The sequence below is a fragment of the Paraburkholderia sediminicola genome, from assembly GCF_046027355.1.
In the GTDB taxonomy this organism is placed as follows: domain Bacteria; phylum Pseudomonadota; class Gammaproteobacteria; order Burkholderiales; family Burkholderiaceae; genus Paraburkholderia; species Paraburkholderia sediminicola_B.
Genome location: NZ_JAQQEK010000014.1, coordinates 207,920 through 229,651, shown reverse-complemented (window position 1 = coordinate 229,651; position 21,732 = coordinate 207,920). Strand labels below are relative to the sequence as shown.

Sequence of the window (21,732 nt, the reverse complement as noted above, 5' to 3'; positions counted from 1 at the left end):
TCTTTCGTATCTCAGTATCTCAATGCAATTCGCAGAGGCATATTCCCCGAACAAATCCGGGTGTCACTGGTGCGCGAGGTTGATTTTCAGAAACAGCGCCGAATCAGTCTTGGTGGTGTTCTTCACAACATATGAAGCGACCTGCTGGCCGGGTGCCGGAGACTGATCGTCGCTAAAGACGATGCCCTTCGATGCATAGGCGGATGAATCTGCCTGCGCGACTTTCGGAGCGCAGCCGGCGGGCGAGTCCGGAGCGAAATTGATACCCTTCGAGGCAAAATCCGACGACACACTGGCCAACTGCATCGGAGCTGCATCCGAAGCGGCAGGCGCGACCGATGCCGTGAGCGATGTATCCGTAATAGCCGGCGAGTCCGACGTGGATGCAGCCGTTACTACCGGAGCAGCGGGACAAGATCCGGAATCTGCCGTTTTCAGCATTGGGCTTGTCACCAGGTCAGGCGCCACTGTGCGGACGCGACGCGTGACGTCGTCGTGAGCGCGCTCAGGCGACAGATACACCATCAGCTTTTCCATTCCCGGCTTGTCGTCAAACTGGAACGCGCCTTTCGCAGGGAAGAAGACCACTCCCATGGCATCCACGAAGTTATCCTGGGATGGTTGCGGATAGATTTGCGTAATCGTGCCGTCCGGCGCTTCGTTGAGGATATATACGTAGGAAGGACGGTTCACCTTCACGCCGAGCTGAAACTTTTCACCGCTGTGAAACACGCGACGGGTCAAGACATCATGCGTCGTCCCATCCTGATCTTTGAGCCTGACGAAGTAGCTAGCGCCCAGTTGCGAAGACGGGCGTTTCTTCTTTTGCGCCACTTTCACGACCGCCGGTGCCGGGGTCGTCGCTGCGGTCGAGGAAGCGTTAGCCGAGGCGACTGCGGTGTCAGGCGTGCTATCGCCAGCCTTCGCGGTGCTAACCGCGACGACTGAGTCGTTCGCTGAGAAGAAAAGAGACTTGGCGGTGTAGGCTTCCTCGGCAAACGCATGCGTGGCCATCGCAGCGACGGCCAGTGCGATCAACGGATATCGCATGTTTTCTCTCCTGTATCTTGAATTTTGAAACCGGTGTCGCCTGTCAGTTGACGGCGTTCTGGTCATCCGGGATTGTTGAGAACCGACGAGGATTCTGGCTCTCCGTGCCCTTCGATGCCTCAAGCGCCTTGCGAGAAGTAAAGTCCTGCGCTTGACGGAACGCGGGCCCTAAATTGCCGCCATCCGTTTTGAGGTAGGCAAACAGTGACTGGGTGAAGAAAGAACCGTTAAGAGGCTGCCCGCCGACGGGATTGGCGAACGTGTGACCCGCTGCCGGCCCCCACGAGCGTTGGTTTGGGCTCGTTGCAGTGATAATGGTGTAGCCGTTACGATTTCTGTCGATAACGGTTCGTACCGGTTTGCTTTGGCTGCCACCAGCTTGGTCGCCGGAGTCATCAGCAAACCGAATTCCTTTGGAAGTGAAAGCCGAGGTTGTCCACGATGCGAGTGAAATGCCCGCTTTCTCAGCCGTTCCCCCGTTCGTCTTGACGATGTACTCCGTGCTCTCGTCTTTGACATCGTCGAGCATGTCGCCGCTGTAGCAAGTGTCAATAACGACACGCGTTATATGGCTCGGTCGACGCGCCACGTTCTGTACCAGCGTATCGGGCACTGAATGGCTTTGCATGTAGAGTTTCTTTTCCGTCGCGTCTCCCATCGCCATCGTCTTTTGATTGACTGAATCGTATGCAATGATGGACATCTTGCGCTGGTCTGCACCTCCCGGAGTCGGCACGGGCTCGGTCCCGTGACTGGAGATGTAGATGAAAACGTCATCGTTCGGCCCCACTGTGCGGTCGAGCGTGTTGAGCGCATTCTCTATGTTCGCCTTTGTCGCATGCTCGTCTAGCAGTGTCGTGACGTTGTAGCCCGCGCGTTTAAGGTAATCCTGAACGACGATGGCATCGTCTCGCCCCTGAATCTCCGGGATGTAGGGATCGGCAAAACGATTCAAGCCAATGACGATCGCTCGCTTGACGGGCACTTGCGAACGCATTCCACCGTCACGCGCAACCGCTTCGAGCGCCTTTCCGGCCGCTGCTTCCCAGCGCTTCTGCTTGATGCTCTGCGGGTAAATAGGCGAGGTCGACTTCATGCCGACGATCGACTGCACGATCGTGAATGCCGTATCGACGTCGTCCTCGTTCTGGTAGCTTCCGACAAGCTGGATTCTGCCGGTGCTGTCCCGCACAACCGAGGCCTGGTTGAGGCCGTGCGCGTGGAACTTGTCTTTGATGCGGTCAACCAGACTCTGCGGAACGCTATACGAGTGATAGGTGTTCTGATAGCCTGGCAAACTGCTTGCCGCGCATGCGGATAGCAAAGCAGCCCCTACCAGGATCAGGGCGCGCTGGACGTACATTTTCATCGGTTAGGGACGATTGGTTGACCTGCAGGGTGCTGTGGTCGGAATGAAGGCAGAGTTGGCACTGGCGGCCTATACACTCTTGCCCGGCGCCCAAAGGACGTCCGGGCTTCATGCCATTATTGTGAGACCTGGAATTTCTCGGATGCCACCGAGGCCGGCTTGTTATCCGCGGCAACACTGAATTCGACACGATAGAGACTACCGGGCTTCGCATCGTGAGGAATGGGGATGCGGACAGTGTCCATCACCTCACCGGGCTCGAAGGTGCGCTCTTCGGTCGTATCGTGACCAGGGACCACAACGACGGTCTCCTTGCCGTCGTCACCGGTGACGTACAGCTTACGGTCAATTGCAACCGCGTGCTCCGCACCGTCCGGGGTCATCAATGCAAAAGTGCTGTTGACGACAGCTTGTCCGTTCGCCTTCACCGGCCCGTCGATGGTGACAGAGTTGGCTCGCACAACGACGCCCTGATTAGATTTGTACTTGAGGTCTTTCTTGACCTTCTCGAACGACTTGGTGTGCTGAATACTGGACTCAGGAACCCAGGAAGGATTCTTCTTGTAGCACGTATTAATCGCCGTGTAGTACGCCGTTGCAAATCCGGCCATGCCGCCGACCGCGGCGCCGATGACAGCACCCTTCGCCGCGTCGTTCTTCTTGTTCGATACCAGCATTGCTGCGAAGCCGGTCAATGCTCCGATGCCTGCTCCCTTTGCCGTCGCGACGAGCTGTTCTTTTCGAACGCATGAGTTGAGGTCGTCAGTCGCGGATTCCTGAGCATTCGCCCCGATAGACAGGATCAGCAGGCCCGTTGATACAGCAGCAGCGATTGCCTTTTGCATGTTTTTGGTCATCTATCTGATTGTTCTAGTGTTTATTGCAGCAACGTCACGACGCTTCTCAACTTACCGCGCCATCGCCACGCCTGATTGTTTAACTGGCCAGCGCTTCCCTCTCAAGTAGCGCATCCAATCACTTTCTATTTTCGGCAAAGGGCGCGGGAACTTTAGCATTTCAGTAGCTTTTGAAGACGTCGGCTTAGATTAATATTTTTTGGAGTTGCCTCGCCAGCTACTTGACAAATGCGATTTCGCACACAGAAATAGCACGCAAACGTTTGGCGCAGTTTGGGGCGATTCAGCGCGTCAATTCGTGCGCCATGGCGAGCTTCTGGCGGAACCAATGTGCATAACCGGTTCTTGAGGTTCGCTGTCGCTACCGTGGCCACGGTCTTGCTAGCGGACGTTTCGTAGAGGCTTCTCGAGCGTCCTTCCCTGCTCTTGAAGAACCGTTTCACCTCGGTACAGAGCCGCCCCGCCCGAAGTCGCAGGAGACGCGCCCGCCTGCATATGCTGACTCAGGCGAACGGGCGTCATGGTTGGCATGGTGAGGCGATTTCGGCTGAAACGCTAGCGTTCCCTTGCGTGCCCCCTGGCACATTCATTCGTATCAACGCTGGCGCAAAAACAACTCAGCGGTGGAGCTTCCGTAATCTCGGGCAGTCGACGCGTCCACTCTGCCAGCGGGCCGATACTGAGGGAGCTCCCGCATCGCTTGCGCGACGGCCGAGCTGCCAGGCAAGTCTCTCTGAGTCGCTACGACCACATCCGCAGGACAATTTTCGATGGCTCGTTTGACTGCTTTCTCGTCGAAATGCACCGTGACAGCCGTAACGGTCAGATTACTAACGCCGTAGCATGGTGGGCGAAGACCCGTGAGGGGATACAGTATCAGCATCGCAGCGCTCGAACTCAGAGTGGCGTTGGCGGGAGCAACGCGTCTGATCTGATCGGCCATGAGCAGATAATTACTACGCTGAATCGACTCGTCGGCCCAATATTTGCCGTGCGTTTCCTTGAAAGCCGGGTAGGTGAGTCCCCAAAAGAGGTTGCGTTGATAGTCAAGCTGCGGCCATACGAGCAGTAAGGAGACGCCAATGCACAAACAGCTACAAATGAACTTTTGCGCCCGGCCAGTGAATTGGCAAGTGCCCCAACCCAAGCTCGTGATACCGCACAGGCCGATCAGCGACCACGAGAAGTGATAAGGCAAACCCAGCTTCGCGAGCGGTTCAACGAAGGGAATCAACGTGACGGCGGCCCAAAAAACAAAAGGCTTGAGATATTCCGTCGTTCTTCCGCGAATCGACGCGATGACGATGCATGCCGTTGCCGCAAAACTTATAACCAGCCCCGCGGCAGCCGCCTGCGCAGCGAGTTGCCCGCTCGACTTGAAGAGCTTCCATCGCATATCGCCGAACGCTACATAGACGGCGCCACTGTCAACGTAACCCGCTATAAAGCTGGATACGCCGCCGGAGCCTCGCAGGGCGATTGCCAGGATAAGTATGAGCGATCCAGCCGCCAGCCCGCCTGCAACGTAGTACTTCAACCCGCGAGTGCCCCGCTCCACGAAGATGGAGACCGCCCCTAACACAGCGAAGAGAAGCAGCGTTTCTCGCAAAAGTACGCCGAGCGCGACGAGTACGCCTATGGCAAAGAACCTGGACCGACTGGCTTGCGGCTCGGACAAGAACAGGATCACCGCATAGAGCAATGGACAAAGCGCTATGAAGAAGCTGTTCTTAAACCCATACTGGATGAATATCGGGTGGTTCAGCAGCGCAAAGACCAGCGCGGTGATGAGCGCGCTCGCAGTCAAGCTTCCACTCAAGCGCGCTGATATTCGTAGCATCAAGACAGCGGCCAGCGCGTCCGGAACGACATCAATCAGTCGCAAGGCAAAAATAGGATTGACCTTAAGCGAGTAGACGAAAGACGTCATTAACGGGTAGAGCATCAACATGCCGTCGTTCGGAAGACGCAGGTCTTGCAATAACCGGTCATGGATAATCAGTGCGTAGTACGCGTAGATGCCTTCGTCCGTGGATGGATAGCCACCGACTACCGCCAGTCGCAGCACAACAACGACGAGCACGACGAACAAAGCGGCGGCGACTAGTCCTATGCGCTGGCTGTGCGCCACCGACGCTGGCTCTGATCTCAATCTTACGCTGCGGTACATTCAGTCAAACCTGCTTTGACGCTAGATTTTTTATCAGGGCGAGATAGTCATCGTAGTCCCGGATATAGTCCTCTTCCTTGTACAGATCAGAGGCGAGAATCAGTGCCACCGAGCCCGGATCGAAATTGACCTCTGCCGCCCAAATCAACGGGGGCACATGCAGGCCCTTCCACGGTCGATTCAAATGGATGCGCGTACGGCTCTTGCCATCGTCGACCTCGACGTCGAAACTGCCCGAGAGGCAGATGATTAACTGATTCAGCGTATGGTGCGCATGTGCGCCCCGGCTTTCTTCAGTGGGAACGTCGTATAAGTAGAAAACACGTTGGATCGCGAATGGAACATGTTTATCGCTTTCAATAAACGTGAGATTGCCTCGTGGATCGGTGATCTTCGGCAACTCGTAGAGCTTGCAGTCGGAAATGGCAGGCATAGTATTCATGGGCCTATTCACGGAAGATTGCGCGGGTAAGAATGAACATCGCGGGAACGGTCACACAAACGACGATGAGTGGCGCGACCTGCGTCGGAACGTGCAGTACATGTACGCAAAGCCTCAATACGCCTAGTCCAATCGCATAGTTGATCAGATAAGCCACCGGATATGACGCTGCGGTCCGCACGCTCAGATCTTTTTTGAATACCCATTTAGCACTTAGCAAGTAACCCAGCGCGATACCAACCGCGTACGTGACTGTGTAGGCCCATGTGTAGGGAAGAAACTTCAGCAAAAGCAGGTAAAGGAGGTAGGTGGCAAGCGTGTTGACAGCGCCCGAAACCAGGAATCGCTTGAACCTCATCTTCACCAGACCTGCTCGATAACCGTCTCCGGGCGCCGGTTCGTTTCTTCGAATATCCGCCACAAGTACTCCCCGATCAAGCCGAGCATGACAATCACGAGTCCCAGCATGAAAGAAATCAGAGAGACGATCGTTGCAAATCCGGGAACGGAAATGTTGTGAAGGAATGCGTTGATCACGACGATGAGACCGTAAACGAAACTGCACACTGAGATCACGGCGCCGACGCCCGAAATCACCCGGATTGGCGTGATTGAGAAACCCAGCATGATGTCGAGAAACGCTGAAAACTTCTTGGCAAACGTCCAACCGGACTTCCCGTGGCGACGCGCCGGACGGTGATAGGTGATGACGCTGGGCTCGTAGCCCAACCAATAAGCGAGGAGCGGCGTGAAAACTGATTTCGAACTGTTCAGAAGGTGGGGCAACAGCGCCTTGTCCATCAGCGCCATGTCGTACCCGCCATACGGGTAGTCGCGAATGACCAGTGTCCGCAGCAATTTATAGTGAATACGCGAGAAGAACTTCGACACGACCGGATCATCTCGGGTTACGCGCTCGCAAATAACAAATTTGGAACCGGCCAGCCAACGGTCGACCATCTCATTGATCAGCCCAGGCGGATCCTGCAGATCGGCGGCAACGATGATGAATGCGTCACCCGTCACGAAGCGGAAACCCGTCTTCGAACAGTGAACCGCTCCGAAGTTGCGAGTCAGCTTGACGACGGTGGTGGCGGGCCGGGTGCTCTTGAAATCCAGGAGCAGTTCCAGGGAATTATCTTTTGAGCCGTCATCGACGAAGATAAGCTCAAGCAGGATATCGCGGGCGAGCAGGCCCTGTTCGAGCGTAACGAGCTGCGCAAATAGGTCTGGCAGGCTTCCGGCATTGAAATACACCGGAACGATCAAGGATATTTTTTTCTGACTCACAATCTCAAATCGCCAATTCGTAATATTCGTGGGCTACACCGCCGCCGCCAAATTCGGACTTGAATCGAAACAGTCCGTCGTTCAGTACCTGGCCTGCCGATTCGTTACTCGTTCCGAAGTCGAAATATCGTGCTCCACTAGCGCGGGCTTCTTCTATCGCGGTGCCGAACACCGCGTCGAGCGCGCTAACCTGATTGCCGCTCTCGCTGGACGCGATGTATTGGGCATGCCACACGTTCTTCGAGCAGAACAAAAGGACGCCCGCGATCACGCTTTCGTCCATGACTGCACACCGAAGCTGAATCTCGTCGGGAAAGCGGGACGCCAGCAGGGCTATTTCGTCGGACGTGTGAACCGGAACAGCCTCGTGCCGTCGCGCGAGCGTTTCGGTCAGAACCGCCCAGAATGCAGGCAGATCATCGATAGCCGCGCGCACCGAGACGGTCTTGCACGCCTTACGCCTCGCACGCTTTCGACGCTCGCTAACGGGCCGCTGGTGCTGCAGATCGACCGTGCAGGACAGATCGCATCGAACACGCTGCGCGCCATGACGGAAGAGCGCATACACATCGTCTTGCGAGGGAACCCGCGCGTAGATGTACGGGACCACTTTGTAGACCAGTTTCCGGATACCACGGTTGCGATAGTGATCCTTCAACGCGCCGATCGCGTCGATCATTCGCTGACCATGAAGCCAGCCGGCGTGTGCAATGCCGCCATACGTTGCGCCCGGATGACTCACAACGATATCCGAATCGCCGGCTGCCCTCGCCGCTGGAAATAGGCCCACCAAACGTTCGTCGTTCATTAGCAGGACGGAAGCGTCTTCGAAGCGGGCACCGTGGTATGACAGAAAGCGTCGCGTGTGCAACAGCGTTGCATTGTCGCATTCGCGACACCAGTCGTCCCATGCTTGTGCGTGTTCAGCGCTGTACTCGACGATATTGATGTTCACTTGATCAGTTCCGCGACACCGAAGCCCGTCCCGCCGAAGTCGTTGCCGTTGTAAAAGCAGAAAGTTTTGTCGCCGACATTGACCACCGCCGAGTATTCGACCGTCTCGGTGTCCCAGCCGGATGCGGAAACCTCCAGCCCGAGTTGTTCGTCCAGCCGCGTCCAGTGCCGCCCATCGGGCGATTCGGCGTAGCCCATCCGATAACCCAGCGGCTGCTTCTTCCTGATGCTATAGAACATCTGGTAGCCGTCATGCTTCCTGACGACGTAGGGCCGACCAATCCCGTGTTCGACATCGCGATTCAGTTCAAAGACGCGACTGCCCGCGTCGGGCCATATGACCCCATCCGCGGACTCCAAATAGTGGAGGTCGTAGACCGGCATGGCTTTTCCTTCCAGCGTCTCCCATTCGCTCCCTGCGATGTACCACATGCGATAGACGCCGCCTTCAGCCATCACAAAAGGGCCGCATCGAAAATGCAGTTCATGCGGTGATCTCTCCAGAATTGGCGTAGCTCGAAGACGTTGGAACGTCTCGCCGCCATCGTGACTGATAGCAAGTCCGGTCAACAAACGGTAGCGGATTTGATGACAAATCTCGAAGCCGACGTAGTACATCGCCAGCGTGCCATCAGGCCGCGCGAGCACGCATGTCTGGAATACGCCATTGTCGTCAAAGGCACCCGGCACACCCACGTCAAGGACAGGGTCGGGCGATACGCGGAGCACGCGCGTTGGATCGCCTGCGTCAACGTCGACGAAGCCAATGCGACCAATGCCTTTTTCGTCACGCCCTTGCACATAGAGGCGCAATGTGCCGTCGTTCAAAAACAGCGGCGTCGGACACGACGCATGGGATCGGGCCCACCAAAGGTCGCCGTTCGGGCACCAGACGACACCCAGCTTTCTCCATTCCATTTTTAGTCCGCGCGTACTTTGAAGAAGCGGCGAGCGCTTACCCTTGCGGGTTCGCTCTTGACGCCGCCGTAGAGCTTGTCAGGTTCCGTGTCACTCGAGATCGAAACGCCGGGTCCGATCCAATTGCTTTCGCCAATGTTGACGTTATTGCTGACCGTCGAGTTGACACCCATGAAGGTATGGCGCCCTATGGTACAAAACCCGGAAATCACGACTTGCGACGAGATGAAGCAGTGACTGTCCACCTTGGTGTGATGCCCGATGTGATTGCCGCTCCAGAGCACGACATTGTCCTCAATACGGACAAACGGCTGCACGGTATTGTTCTCGAAGATAAAGCAATGTTCGCCGATCGATGCGTTTGGCCACACGAACGCTTTCGAACTGATATAGCTTGCCGGCTTGTAGCCTTTCGCCTTGCATGTTTCATAAAGGCGCGCACGCAGCCGGTTCAGTTGCGAATAGACAATTGCCGCGTAGAAATCGACCCGCTCGGGCGGATAAAGCTCTTCAAGCCGCTCCAGCGGCACCACCGGCAGATCGAACAAGCGGTCGCGCGTCATGAATTCCGATTCGACGGCGAATGCGACCACGTTGTACTCCGAGTCGTGCGTAAAGTACTCGTAGGCAACTTCGGCGAATGCACTGTCGCCAACGATAACCAGGTCTCGGGTCTTTTCCATTTGCGTCGCTTTTACGGTCGTTGGATCAAGATGTCTTCGCGGCGATTCGCCATGGGCAACGCTCGCCCTTGTGGCAGCACATAAGCATCGAACCCGGCGGATCGCGCTCTCTCGAGAATCGAGAAAACGATGGAGTCATCGATCTGGTCATGCTCGATCTGATTGAAGCTCACGACCGGATCGTCGGCTGTGCGCATGAACTCCTTGTGAAAACGGACGCCCGTTTCGCTGGAGAAGAAACGTTTGCGCTTGGATACATTCGGTATGTCGCCAAGCAACATCTGGCCTCCCGGCGCCAACAGGGACAGCGAATCGTCGAGGAAGCGGAAGAACGGTGCTTCCAGCACGATATATTGCAGAACGCTATAGCAAAGAATGACGTCTGCAGTCTCTCTGAGTCCGTCGATGAGGCCAGGGCAATCGGGGTAGCGCGCCGCAACCTTCGTGATGAATGGCCGATCGTCCAGTTGCTGCAACATTTCCTCGCTATCCACAAGGGTGAGCGAATGGCCATTCTTCTCGCAAAGACCGATCAACATGCCTGGAAGATCGCTACATCCTGGGCCGATGTCGAGCACGGTCTGTTTCGGAAGTTGCAGGTTGTCCAGCTTGCCGACGATGTCCGCGAAAATGTGACTCTCGAAACCTTGACGATATTCGTCCGGAAAACCGATCCGCTCGTATTTCGACAACGAGTCGTCGCTCGCGAGCCGCCGGAAATCGTCGAAGCCGATCTGCGATGTGCGGTTCTTTGGTTGATTCATTGCGCGGACTCACGTGCGAAATAAGCACAAACGGATTCGATGACACGATCCACCTGCGCCTCGGTCATTCCCGGGAAGCACGGCAACGTGACGATCTCGGCCGCGCTCTGTTCCGTCACCGGTAAATGTTGACGGGGTGAAGCGGACCGGCTTGTGTACGCAGTCTGCCAGTGATCGGGAATCGGATAATGCACTTCCGTTGCGATGTCCTGTTCGCCGAGATAGGCGCGAAACGAATCACGATCGCGCACGCGAATGACGTAGAGATGGGCGACGTAATCCGCATCCACGGATGAAGCCGTCTTGGCCGGCAGATCATTGAAGGCGGCGTTGTATCGCCGCGCCACGGCTCTGCGTTGCGAATTCCAGTCATTCAGATGCGGCAACTTCTCGCGCAGGATCGCCGCCTGCACTTCGTCCATACGGCTATTTCGGCCGCCCGCCAGTTCCACACTGTACTTGGCGCTCCATCCGTACTGACGCAGCATCTTCAGCTTCTGCGCGATCGCCTGGTCCGAGCATACGGCTGCACCGCCGTCACCGAGTGCGCCCAGGTTCTTTGTCGGGTAGAAACTAAAACAGCCAATGGCGCCAAAACTTCCCGCAATACGCCCGCCGCGCATCGCGCCATGAGCTTGCGCGCAATCTTCGATCACGGGAATCCCGGCTTGTGCGGCAATCGCCACGATTTCTTCGATAGCGGCGAGTTGCCCGTACAGATGCGTGACGAGAATCGCCTTGGGCTTCTCGCGCGAAAGCAGGTCGCGAAGGGCGGCCGGCGACATGTTCAGCGATGAAGCATCGACGTCGACGTAAAGCGGGCGCGCGCCAATCGCATTGACCGCCGTGCTGCCGTAAAAGCCCGCGTTGGCCACGAGCGCCACGGAATCGCTGGGCGTTACATCTAGAGCCCGCAACGCGAGTTCTAGCGAGTCGGTTCCGTTAGCAAGTGCAACGCAGGTATCGACGCCGATATACTCGGCGAACTCCCGCTCGAAGTTTGTCACTTCATTGCCGAGGATGAACCAGTGACTGTCCGCCACGCGGTTGAAGGCACCCGCCAGGTCGATGCCGCGATTCGAGGCTTCAATGGAAAACAGAGGGACCTTGCCGGCCATAGCGCACGTACCTCCGCAATATGATTTACGCCATCGCACGCGAGCCGTGCGATGACTTCGATTAAGTTGTTACCGTGTGAAATGTGCCCGAATCAGATCCGAGAAAGGGACGACGGCAAACGCTTATCATAACTCATCGCGAATGTCGATGTCACGTTTGGACGGTATTGGGCGGACGCTGGAGAGATGGGTCGTGAGCTTCGATTTCGATGCCACGTGACAGCGACATACGATGTGCCGGCAGAACGCGGCATGCCTTGATACGAAAAAACCAAACTCCTTCTAACTCCTCTCCCGCTCATCGGCCGTGTGTCGCCGCATGAAAACATCGATGCCATCCACGCGCGACGAGGCAAACGCCCTAACCACCACGACACCAACGATACTCAAAACAACCAGCACAGCCGGAATCTCGAACAAGGTCATATCCACGACAAACCTCCTCATAAACCAGGAGCAGCCACGACACACCATCGCTTCGTCGCGGCCACAACTCACACTCCCAGTTTACGAAGGCAGACCTCAGCCACCAAGCGAGCATTTTTCATCGATATGTGAGAAATATTTGCAGTGGCGCCAATACGGTGCCACTGCCCTCTCAATGCCGCTCAGGAAAGCGCAACTTCGAATGATTCCGGCCATAAGAAATATAAATGGTCATGCCGATCACAAGCCACACGACAAGCCGCACCCACGTGACGAGCGGCAGCCCCGCCATCAGCAACAGGCAAAACAGTATCCCCAGAACCGGCACGATCGGTACACCAGGAACCCGGAACGGGCGTGAAGCATCAGAGTCACTGCGCCGCAGATAGATCACAGCGCCGCACACGAGAATGAACGCGAACAAAGTGCCGATGCTGACCATCTCTCCCAGCACGCTGATCGGTGTAAGCGCCGCCACGATCGCGACGACCGAACCAATCAGAATCTGGCTCAGATGAGGCGTCTGAAGACGCGGATGAACTCGCGCGAAAAGAGGCGGTAGCAAGCCATCCGTCGACATCGTGAAGAAGATGCGGCTCTGCCCGTACAGCAGCACGAGAATCACGGTGGTCAGTCCTGTCAGCGCGCCGATCTTGATCAGAATCGAGAACCAGTTCAGGCCGATCGCATCCACGCCCTTGGCGATCGGATCAGGAACATTCAGTTCAGCGTAAGGCACGAGCCCGGTGAGCACACCCGCGACGAGGATGTACAAAATCGTGCAAATGATCAGCGACCCCAGAATGCCGATCGGCATGTCCCGTTGCGGTTTTTTCGCTTCCTGCGCGGCGGTGGAGACCGCATCAAAACCAATGAACGCGAAGAACACCACGGCGGAACCACGCAGAATCCCGCTCATGCCGAAGTTACCGAACTCGCCAGTATTCGCGGGAATAAACGGATGCCAGTTCGCCGGCTTGATGAAAAACACGCCGAGCGCGATAAAGGCCACCACCACGGTCAGCTTGACCGCCACCATGACGTTGTTGAGCCGCGCCGATTCCTTCGTACCGAGCACGAGCATGGTGGTGAGAATGGCGATGATCACGATCGCGGGCAGATTGACGATGCCCGTCGCGGTGGTGCCATCGGCCAGCTTGATGACGGTGCCAGGTGCAGTGGCTAGAACGGGCGGGATACTGATCCCCACGTTATGCAACAAGCTCACGATATATCCAGACCACCCGACCGCGACAGTGGCGGCGCCCATCGCATATTCGAGGATCAAGTCCCAGCCGATGATCCACGCGAAAATTTCACCGAGCGTGGCATAGGTATAGGTGTAACTGCTGCCGCATACGGGCAACATCGCTGCCAGTTCCGAATAGCACAGGCCGACGAACGCGCATGCAATGCCACCAAGTACGAACGACAGGATAATGCTCGGCCCGGCGAATTGCGCTGCCGCGGTGCCGGTCAGAACGAAGATGCCGGCGCCGATGATGGCGCCGATGCCCATCGCCGTGATGCTGGTTGCGCCGAGTGATTTCGATAGTGCGTGGCCTTCTTCCGCGTCGGCGCTTGCCACAATATCGGCGACGGATTTCCGTGCCATGTAGCTCGTATCAGCCATGATGAGTCGTCCCGTTCGAATGGTGTTGGGCACGAGCCGACTCGGTTTGCTTCGGCTCGCGGAGCACGACAAAAACATCTGTTACTGAAGACTAGCGGGTAAGGTAAAGGGAAATAGAAAATTCAGTGTATTCCGAATTAAAAGCAAAGTGAATATTTGATTCTCTCTCGCCTGCGGACGAAGCTATTGCTCGCGTTCATACGCAATCCTCAAATCTCCACGCGCGCCCCCAACTCGATCACTCGATTAGCCGGCAGCTTCAGATAAGCCGCAACGTTACCCACGTTATGCAACATGACCGAGAACAAACGCTCTCGCCACATCGCCATGCCGCTATCACGAGTCGGCACCAGGGTCGCACGGCTAAGGAAATAGGAAGTCTCCGCCGGCTCGAATGTCAAACCTTGCGATTTACAGATTTCAAGCGCGCGCGGCAAGTCGACTTCATCCATGAAACCATACGTGATCGTGACCTGGTAGCAGTCCGAATCTAGCGGGTGCACACTCACGCGCTCGCTCGTAGGCACCCACGGTATCTCCTCATTGTTCACCGTCACGAAAACGACCCGTTTGTGCAGCACGCGGTTATGCATCAGATTGTTGATCAACGAGTGCGGCACGCCGTCAGGATCGGGCGACAGAAAGATCGCCGTGCCGCCGCATCGCATCGGCGAGTCCTTCAGCAACGTCGCCAGATAGGGCTTGAGCGGCATCGTCCCGGCCCTCACGCGCGCTTCGGCACGCATCATCTCCCAGCCTCGTCCCCAGGTCGCCATGATCGTGTAGATGATCAGCCCGACCAGAAGCGGGAACCAGCCGCCTTCCATGAGCTTCAGTAAGTTCGCGGAGAAGAACGCCGCGTCGATCACGAAGAAGAAACCGGTCGCAAACACGCATAGCAGCCAGTTGTAATGCCACGCGTAGCGAATGACGAAGAACGTCAGGATCGTCGTGATCAGCATCGTGCCGGTGACGGCGATACCGTACGCGGAGCCGAGCGCCGTGGATGAACCGAAGCCGAGCACAGCGGCCACGACGGCGGCCAATAACGTCCAGTTGATGCCTGGCACATAGATTTGCCCCATCTCCCTTTCCGACGTATAGACGACGTTCATGCGCGGCAGAAAGCCGAGTTGCATCGCCTGCTTCGTCATCGAATACGTGCCCGAGATAACGGCTTGCGACGCGATCACGGTCGCGACCGTCGACAGCACGATCATCGGATACAGCGCCCATTGCGGAAACAGCTTGTAGAACGGATTTTGCAGCGCGCCCGGATCGGCAAGCAGCAACGCGCCCTGCCCCAGATAGTTCAACGCGAGTGCGGGAAACACGAGGCCGAACCACGTGAGCCGAATCGGCCTCGCGCCGAAATGTCCCATGTCGGCATACAACGCTTCCGCGCCGGTCAACGACAGAACGACCGCGCCCAAGGCAACGAACGCCAGCCACCGATGATGCAAGCAGAACGCCAGCCCCGTGAGCGGATTGAGCGCGACGAGAATCGCGGGCGCCCGCATCATGTTGATCACACCCACCACGGCAAGCACGATGAACCAGAGCACCATCACTGGTCCGAACACGATCCCGATACCGGCCGTGCCGCGCTTCTGCATCAGGAACAGCGTGACCAGCGCAACCAGCGTCACGGGAATCACACAGGTCTTGAGAAACGGCGCGGCCACCTCGAGACCTTCGACCGCGCTCAACACCGAGATCGCCGGCGTGATCACACTGTCGCCGTAAAAAAGCGCCGCGCCCATGATGCCGACACCCAGCAACGCATGGCGCAAGCGCGGCCGCGCGGCAACCGACGATGCTGCCAGCGCCAGCAGCGCCATGATCCCGCCCTCGCCGTGATTGTTCGCGCGCAGAATCAACGTGACGTATTTGAGCGAGACGACGACGATCAGCGACCAGACGATCAGCGACACGATGCCGACCACATTCAGCGCGTTGAGCGACAGGCCGTTGACTGGATCGAACACCGTCTGCAGCGTATACAGCGGGCTGGTGCCGATGTCGCCATACACCACCCCCAATGCTGCAAGCGCGAGTGCGGGCATCGCCGGCCGGTGATGCCCGCGCCCGCCGGACTGGCGCGCATCGGGCGCGGCGGATACTGACTGGCTCATGTCTCGCTCCAGTTTCGCGTTCTCGCGGTGCAACATATGGCCTGGGCCAATGCACGTGCGGAACCGATTCATGCTTTTGTCAGGCCTCGTTTTTTCGAGGAGTCGCCTGCGTCCCCACGCAACAGTCAGCGTCGCCAAAGCAACTTTCGTACGAGGAACACGCGTCCCTTTGCCCTCATGCCGAACGCGTATTCGTATTGTTCTGATCTTTTGCGTACCCTGCCTTCCGCGAACGTGACCTGCCTCTTTTCCTGAAGGACGGTGTGCCACTAATTCAACATATACCATCGGCCGTTTGCCACGCTACTGATACATGAAGTGGCGACAGATTTATTTCGCGTCCGTGATGCGAGGCGCGATCCGCATTACATAATACTTTCGATCGGCAAAGCGCCACGCTTGATGGTCCTTGTTGGCGCGAGGCATCTGAGGATGATTGGCTAGACGGTGGTTGGCGGGCGCCGTTGATCCCACCTCTTTCGGGGCAGCCGCCGACCGCCTGTATCATGGCGGGTTTGCGTCGGACCTAGAGTCCACGCAAACGCATCCATTCACGACAACCCAGAGGAAGATTGGCATGACGGCCGCAACGCAATTCGATCAGGTTTCCATCGTTAAACGAGCCAACGTCTACTTCGACGGCAAGTGTGTCTCGCACACTGTTCTCTTTGCCGACGGCACGCGCAAAACGCTTGGCGTGATCCTGCCCGGCGCGCTCAACTTCGGCACCGACGCGCCGGAACTCATGGAAGTGCAGGCCGGCCAATGCCGCATCCGCCTCGAAGGCAGCGACGAGTGGAAGACGTATGGTGCGGGCGAGTCGTTCTCGGTGCCCGGGAAAAGCCGCTTCGATATCGACGTGATCGAAACGCTCGACTACGTCTGCAGCTATCTGTAAAACGTGTTGCGTCGTACGACATAAGTACGGCGCGCGCATTCAAGCGTGTCATTCATGATCGCCGGTTGGGCACGAGCCACAACCCAACCGACGAAGTGACTTAGGGACGATTGCGAATCGAAGATTCCGTTGAGATCAACGGCGCTTCATCTTGATCACGCGCGAAATCTGACCAAGCGTAAATCCACTGGTCTGCACGTACTTGGCGTAGTCGACTGGAGCAGTAAACGATTCCTCGGTGACGTACTCGCCCATGTAACGGAATCGGTCAGTCGCTGTTCGGACAAAAACAGGCAGTGGGTCGGTCTGGCGCGCGAGCGTTCGGCCTGCCGCTCGTGCAGCGGCGCTGCCATCGCAGACGATCACATCCGGGGCATACGGGTTGAGGTCCTGACGCAATCGCGCGGCGACGACCTTTCCGCCCTTCACGGGCAAAAATGCCTGTTTGCATCCCCCCGTCACCCGATGAATATCTTCCCGCGAATACTCTTTTGCAATATCAAACATGATTTTTCTCCCAAGAATGACGCCTGGCTGTAAAGCAGTGGCATCAAGCGGAGCGATGATATCGGCCTGTGTCTAAATCCCTCGTATAAAGCGCGAGCTTCTTGATAAAGAACGCATGCAGGTTGAGCGGAACAACTAGGCTTGCACCACGGATTCACCTGGTTGCATCCAGGGCTCGCCGCGCGCTTCGATATGCCGTATTAACAGTACTCACCGTTCGGTTTTATAAGTTCGTTATACGGTTGATGACAAAATTTCGAGGTGACACCGAGCGAGGTTTCGTAGACGGTTGCCGCAAGCGCTTGTAGGAATACGCCGAGGTAGGTTGGGGACGAAGACCGGACGAAGTGTAGGGGCCGCCCAACCGCCGAGGATGTATTTCTACGAGCGCTTGCGTCAGCGCTGCGCTACTGATGACGCGCTACTTATCTCGTGCTCACTCAGCCACGCACTGACGCGTCTCGACGCGGCTCAACATCTCTTCAAAACCCTCAATAGGAATCGGGCGGCAGAAATAATAGCCCTGATACGCGTAGCATCCCGCTGCTGCGAGGAAGTCCCGCTGAGCCTCCGTTTCGACTCCTTCGGCGATCACGCCCAAACCGAGGCTGCGCGCAAGCGCCACGATGGTCCTGGCAATGACAGCGTCGTTGGGATCGATCAGGACGTCTCGCACGAATGAGCGGTCGATTTTCAACTGATCCAACGGCAGGCGCTTCAAATAGGACAGCGACGAATAGCCGATGCCAAAATCGTCTAGCGCGAAGACGATGCCTTTCGCTTTCAGCGCGCCCATCTTCTCGATGATGTCCTGCACATTGTCCACCAGCACGCTTTCCGTCAGCTCCAGTTTCAACCTGTCGGGCCGCGCGCCGGTTCGATCGATAATCGTCAATACGTTGTCCACGAAATCAGCTTCGCGGAACTGCTGAACGCTGACGTTCACCGCAATCGAGAGATGCGCCATATCCGGCCGCGTAGCCCATTGCGCCAGTTGCGCGCAGGCAGCCTCCAGCACCCAGCTTCCCAGCGCAAGAATCAATCCGGTTTCTTCGGCCAGCGGAATGAACTCGGCAGGCGGCACGACACCGCGCTGCGGATGCTGCCAGCGCACCAGCGCTTCCGCGCCTGTTACACGAGTACCGACAACCTGCGCCTGGTAATGGAGCAGGAACTGATTGTCCTCGATTGCATTGCGCAGTCCAGCTTCCAGCGCGGCTCGCTGCACCACGACGGTCTGCATGTCCGGATCGAAGAAACGCACGGCATTGCGTCCTCTTTCCTTGGATTTGTACATCGCGAGGTCGGCCTGCTTGAGAAGCTCGTCGATCGAGGCCTGATGCCCTCTGAACACGGTGGCGCCGATGCTCGCGCTAGTGCGGTACTCGATCTTGCCAAGGTGATACGGACTGCCCAGAACAGCAAGGATTCTTTCGCCCACGGCCTCCGTCTGGTTGGCCGCCTCCTGCCGGTTCTTGTGCAGGTTTCCGAGCACCACCACGAACTCGTCGCCCCCCACTCTGGCCACGGTGTCGCTCTCGAGCACGCTGTCTGCCAGACGCTGCGCCACTTGCTGCAGCAGTAGATCGCCTTTGTCGTGGCCCAAGGTATCGTTCAACGTCTTGAAGTGGTCCAGGTCGATGAACAGCAGCGCGCCACACGCTTCGTTCCGTGCGCTGGCCGTGATCGCCTGCCTCAAGCGATCCAGCAGCAAGGTGCGATTCGGCAACCGGGTCAGCGCATCGAAGAAGGCCAATTCCTTGATTCGCTCTTCCGCGATCTTGCGTTCGGTAATGTCGTGATGTGTGCCGACATAGTGGCTGACGGTTCCGTCCTCGCTCATCACGGCGGAAATCGTGAGCCATTTCGGATACACCTCGCCGTTCTTGCGGCGATCCCAGATTTCCCCTTGCCAGCCACCGGCACGATGAATCGCTTCCCACATCTCCTGGAAGAATGCGGCGTCGTGACGGCCGGACCGAAGCACGGCCGGTGTCTGGCCCACGATCTCTTCTGCCGTGTAACCGGTGCACTCCGTGAAAGCGGAGTTGACGCGCAGAATCCTCGCGCTCGCGTCGGTGATCATCATCGGTTCCATCGAATCGAATGCGACAGCCGCAATTCGTAGTTCGGCCTCGACCTGTTTGCGCTCGGTAATGTCGCGGCCGCTCGTGCGGAAGCCGATGAACTCGCCCTTGGAATCGGTAATCGGCACCCACGACGCGGACAGCCACATGAGCGAGCCGTCCTTGCGAACGCACCGAAACTCGAGGTCATCGCCGCGCAAGCCCTGCAGTGCTTTCTGAAACTCGGGTGCAACGCGGGGAATGTCCTCCGGATAAATGACGGTGCCAGCGAAATCCGGTAGGGCCATGCACTCGTCGACGGTATAGCCGATGTACGCCTCCACCGCCGAGTTGATCCAGCGCGGCTTGCCGTCGGGTCCCCACCAGATTTCCCAGTTGACCGTACAGTCGGCAATCGCGCGGAATTTCTCTTCGTTCTCGCGCAACTCTTTTGTCATTGCCGAGGCAAGCCGCATCGCGCGGCCGCGGCCGGTCATCATCAGCCAGGTGAGCAGCGCCAACAGCAGGCTGAGCCCCGTGCCGGTGCTGGCGATCGGGAGCGCGGCGTTACGGCCGAAGCGGGCCTTGAAGTCGTCCTGGGCGCTCATCGAGAGTGTCCAGTCATGTCCGCCGACAACCAGATATTCGTTGGCCGACATGTCCGCGGCCAGATGATGACCGGGCGCCTCAGGCGTTTTGTGCAACAGCGCGGCGGCCGACGTTTCGACGCCATCGTAAATAGCGATGGTGAGGCCGGGCGGTTGCTCGCCGTACAGGCTGGCGATGACATCGTGCATGCGGAACGAGGCATAGACCCAGCCGACCAGGTGCGCGCGGCGCTGGGCGACGCTATCTTGCGGCTGGCCTCGCGCGTAGATCGGCAGGTACATGATGAAGCCGGGGCGAGCATTGCCGGCGTCCACCGACAGGCGGACTTTCCCGGAAAGGGTCGCCATGCCGGAGTCGCGTGCCTGCTCCATGGCGCGCCGCCGCACAGGATCGGCCCATGCATCGAAACCGGGCGCCGCGCGATTGATGCCGACGGACGGCTCGCGCTGAATGATGGGCGCGTAGTTCTCGCGCGAGCCTTTGGGCTCGATCGCGTAGTCGGGCAAGCCCTGCCGGCGGAGGGTCGCTATATGCTCGACCTTCTGCGTCGCCGGCACCCACGCGACGATGCCGATGGCCTGGATACCGGAGAAGTTGGCGTCGAGATTGAGCGTGCCGACGTAGTCACGGAACTGATCGCGGTCGATCTCTCCGCTAGCGGCGAACAGGCTCTGCACGCCGCGCAGCAAGAGTTCATACGTGCCCATGCGCTGCTCGATCCGGCTGACCGCGTCACCCATCGAATAGTTGAACTGGGACAGCAGTTCATGACGGGCGGCTTCCCGCTCATGGTCCCAGAGCATCCACGTCACGCTGAGCGACGCGGACAGGACCAATAGCGGGAGCAGGACGAGGCGCGCCCAGTTCACGGCTGCGTTTTGAAATCGACCATCGAATCGGCGAGGTCAGGTTTGAAATACTTCTCGAAGATGCGCCGAACGGTGCCGTCCGCACGCATCTCATTCACCAGCGCGCGCCACTTTTCCCGCTCGACCGGCGACAGTGCCTTCTTCGACATGATGAGGCCGTGACGGACGGCGGGGTCGTCGAATTCCACGATGGTGGTCACATCGCGGATTTTCTTTTCATCGATTGCAGGGTAATCGAAAGGCTCGATGATCATGCCTTGAATGCGCCGGAGAATCAGCGCCTGATATAGCGGATCCAGACCGCCGGCCTGGCTGACGCGGTTTTCGGCCGACAACTTGTCGACCAGACGGTTGGCCGACTCGCTGTAGCGGAAGCTGCGGATCACGCCGAGCTGAAACTGGTCGTTGTGCTCGAAATCGGCCAAGCGATGGATTCCAGCGTCCTTGCGCACCAACAGATAGTACTTGTTGCTGAAATACCAGGCGAAGTCCGCGTACTCATTACGCTCGTCGTTGGCAATGCCCGACAGGCTGAAATCCAGTCCGCCGGATTCAATCAGCTTCCAGATCCGGGCCCGCGACATCAGGCTGACTCTGATCTGGCAACCGCTGCGGCGGATGAGCTCGTCAGCGAAGTCCTTGTCGATCCCGGTGTCCGTGTCGACGGAATAGAGCAGACCGTGATCGTGTAAAGCGAGCGTAAACGAACGCGAACATTCGGGACCAGCGGCCATAGCGCTACCCATGCAGCTGAGCGCCAGTAGCAAACCCCCGAGGCAATGTCGAATCACAGTGTCTCCGTCGTACGAAGATGACTTGAGTACCACATTCAATTTTCCCAGCGATGACGCCGGTGACACGTTCCTGCCATTTGGTCACTTTGAATGCGGCTAATGAAATGCCATTTTTTTTGCGGACTGGCCAGCATACACCTGTCCGGCTGGGCCAACGGAACATTCAAACCGAAGGCGCTC

19 protein-coding genes are annotated in these 21,732 nt (G+C 57.7%); 1 reads left to right on the top strand and 18 read right to left on the bottom strand.

The window, feature by feature from the left end:
* Positions 1-63: 63 nt before the first annotated feature.
* The 15 genes from PQR42_RS24375 to PQR42_RS24305 form a co-directional block, all read right to left on the bottom strand.
* Complete coding sequence (locus PQR42_RS24375; protein WP_408493854.1) at positions 64-1,050, bottom strand: DUF4384 domain-containing protein; 987 nt, start codon at positions 1,048-1,050, stop codon at positions 64-66.
* 43 nt (positions 1,051-1,093) lie between these two features.
* The gene (locus PQR42_RS24370; protein WP_408493852.1) at positions 1,094-2,419 is read right to left on the bottom strand and encodes a caspase family protein; all 1,326 of its coding nucleotides are present in this window, start codon (positions 2,417-2,419) and stop codon (positions 1,094-1,096) included.
* Between the two features lie 116 nt (positions 2,420-2,535).
* The gene (locus PQR42_RS24365) at positions 2,536-3,276 is read right to left on the bottom strand and encodes a hypothetical protein (RefSeq protein WP_408386824.1); all 741 of its coding nucleotides are present in this window, start codon (positions 3,274-3,276) and stop codon (positions 2,536-2,538) included.
* A gap of 595 nt (positions 3,277-3,871) precedes the next feature.
* Positions 3,872-5,446: a hypothetical protein gene (locus PQR42_RS24360; protein ID WP_408386826.1), complete on the bottom strand. Its 1,575-nt coding sequence runs from the start codon at positions 5,444-5,446 to the stop codon at positions 3,872-3,874.
* Between the two features lie 4 nt (positions 5,447-5,450).
* Positions 5,451-5,888, bottom strand: coding sequence for a sugar 3,4-ketoisomerase (locus PQR42_RS24355; protein ID WP_408386828.1), 438 nt, complete (start codon positions 5,886-5,888; stop codon positions 5,451-5,453).
* Positions 5,889-5,892: 4 nt separating this feature from the next.
* The gene (locus tag PQR42_RS24350; protein WP_408252055.1) at positions 5,893-6,246 is read right to left on the bottom strand and encodes a GtrA family protein; all 354 of its coding nucleotides are present in this window, start codon (positions 6,244-6,246) and stop codon (positions 5,893-5,895) included.
* Between the two features lie 2 nt (positions 6,247-6,248).
* Positions 6,249-7,178, bottom strand: coding sequence for a glycosyltransferase (locus tag PQR42_RS24345; RefSeq protein WP_408386830.1), 930 nt, complete (start codon positions 7,176-7,178; stop codon positions 6,249-6,251).
* A 4-nt stretch (positions 7,179-7,182) separates the two neighbouring features.
* Positions 7,183-8,133 (bottom strand): GNAT family N-acetyltransferase, encoded by a 951-nt coding sequence (locus PQR42_RS24340; protein ID WP_408386832.1) that lies wholly within the window; start codon positions 8,131-8,133, stop codon positions 7,183-7,185.
* Positions 8,130-9,050: a glycoside hydrolase family protein gene (locus PQR42_RS24335; RefSeq protein ID WP_408386834.1), complete on the bottom strand. Its 921-nt coding sequence runs from the start codon at positions 9,048-9,050 to the stop codon at positions 8,130-8,132. The genes PQR42_RS24340 and PQR42_RS24335 overlap by 4 nt, the downstream gene beginning before the upstream one ends.
* A gap of 2 nt (positions 9,051-9,052) precedes the next feature.
* The gene (locus PQR42_RS24330) at positions 9,053-9,733 is read right to left on the bottom strand and encodes an acetyltransferase (protein ID WP_408178558.1); all 681 of its coding nucleotides are present in this window, start codon (positions 9,731-9,733) and stop codon (positions 9,053-9,055) included.
* 11 nt (positions 9,734-9,744) lie between these two features.
* Entirely contained in the window at positions 9,745-10,425 is a 681-nt protein-coding gene (locus PQR42_RS24325) for a class I SAM-dependent methyltransferase (RefSeq protein ID WP_408386836.1), read from the bottom strand.
* 68 nt (positions 10,426-10,493) lie between these two features.
* Positions 10,494-11,615, bottom strand: coding sequence for a DegT/DnrJ/EryC1/StrS family aminotransferase (locus tag PQR42_RS24320; RefSeq protein WP_408386838.1), 1,122 nt, complete (start codon positions 11,613-11,615; stop codon positions 10,494-10,496).
* A 282-nt stretch (positions 11,616-11,897) separates the two neighbouring features.
* Positions 11,898-12,047: a hypothetical protein gene (locus PQR42_RS24315; RefSeq protein ID WP_408386840.1), complete on the bottom strand. Its 150-nt coding sequence runs from the start codon at positions 12,045-12,047 to the stop codon at positions 11,898-11,900.
* A gap of 166 nt (positions 12,048-12,213) precedes the next feature.
* On the bottom strand, positions 12,214-13,674 hold the full coding sequence (locus PQR42_RS24310; protein ID WP_408386842.1) for an amino acid permease: 1,461 nt from the start codon (positions 13,672-13,674) through the stop codon (positions 12,214-12,216).
* Positions 13,675-13,883: 209 nt separating this feature from the next.
* Positions 13,884-15,809 carry a potassium transporter Kup gene (locus PQR42_RS24305; RefSeq protein ID WP_408386843.1) on the bottom strand — a complete coding sequence of 642 codons (1,926 nt, stop codon included), beginning with the start codon at positions 15,807-15,809 and terminating at the stop codon, positions 13,884-13,886.
* Between the two features lie 577 nt (positions 15,810-16,386).
* On the opposite strand from PQR42_RS24305, the gene ppnP reads away from it, so the two are divergent.
* Positions 16,387-16,707 carry a pyrimidine/purine nucleoside phosphorylase gene (ppnP, locus tag PQR42_RS24300; protein WP_116122394.1) on the top strand — a complete coding sequence of 107 codons (321 nt, stop codon included), beginning with the start codon at positions 16,387-16,389 and terminating at the stop codon, positions 16,705-16,707.
* 135 nt (positions 16,708-16,842) lie between these two features.
* Here the strand turns inward: ppnP and PQR42_RS24295 are convergent, their stop codons facing one another.
* From PQR42_RS24295 to PQR42_RS24285, 3 genes are all read right to left on the bottom strand, one after another.
* Positions 16,843-17,214, bottom strand: coding sequence for a DUF6697 family protein (locus PQR42_RS24295; protein ID WP_408493848.1), 372 nt, complete (start codon positions 17,212-17,214; stop codon positions 16,843-16,845).
* 436 nt (positions 17,215-17,650) lie between these two features.
* A complete protein-coding gene (locus PQR42_RS24290; protein WP_408386847.1) occupies positions 17,651-20,758 on the bottom strand; it encodes a bifunctional diguanylate cyclase/phosphodiesterase in 3,108 nt (1,035 codons plus the stop codon).
* Positions 20,755-21,549, bottom strand: coding sequence for a substrate-binding periplasmic protein (locus PQR42_RS24285; protein ID WP_408205397.1), 795 nt, complete (start codon positions 21,547-21,549; stop codon positions 20,755-20,757). Before PQR42_RS24285 ends, PQR42_RS24290 begins: the two co-directional genes overlap by 4 nt.
* Positions 21,550-21,732: the final 183 nt, after the last annotated feature.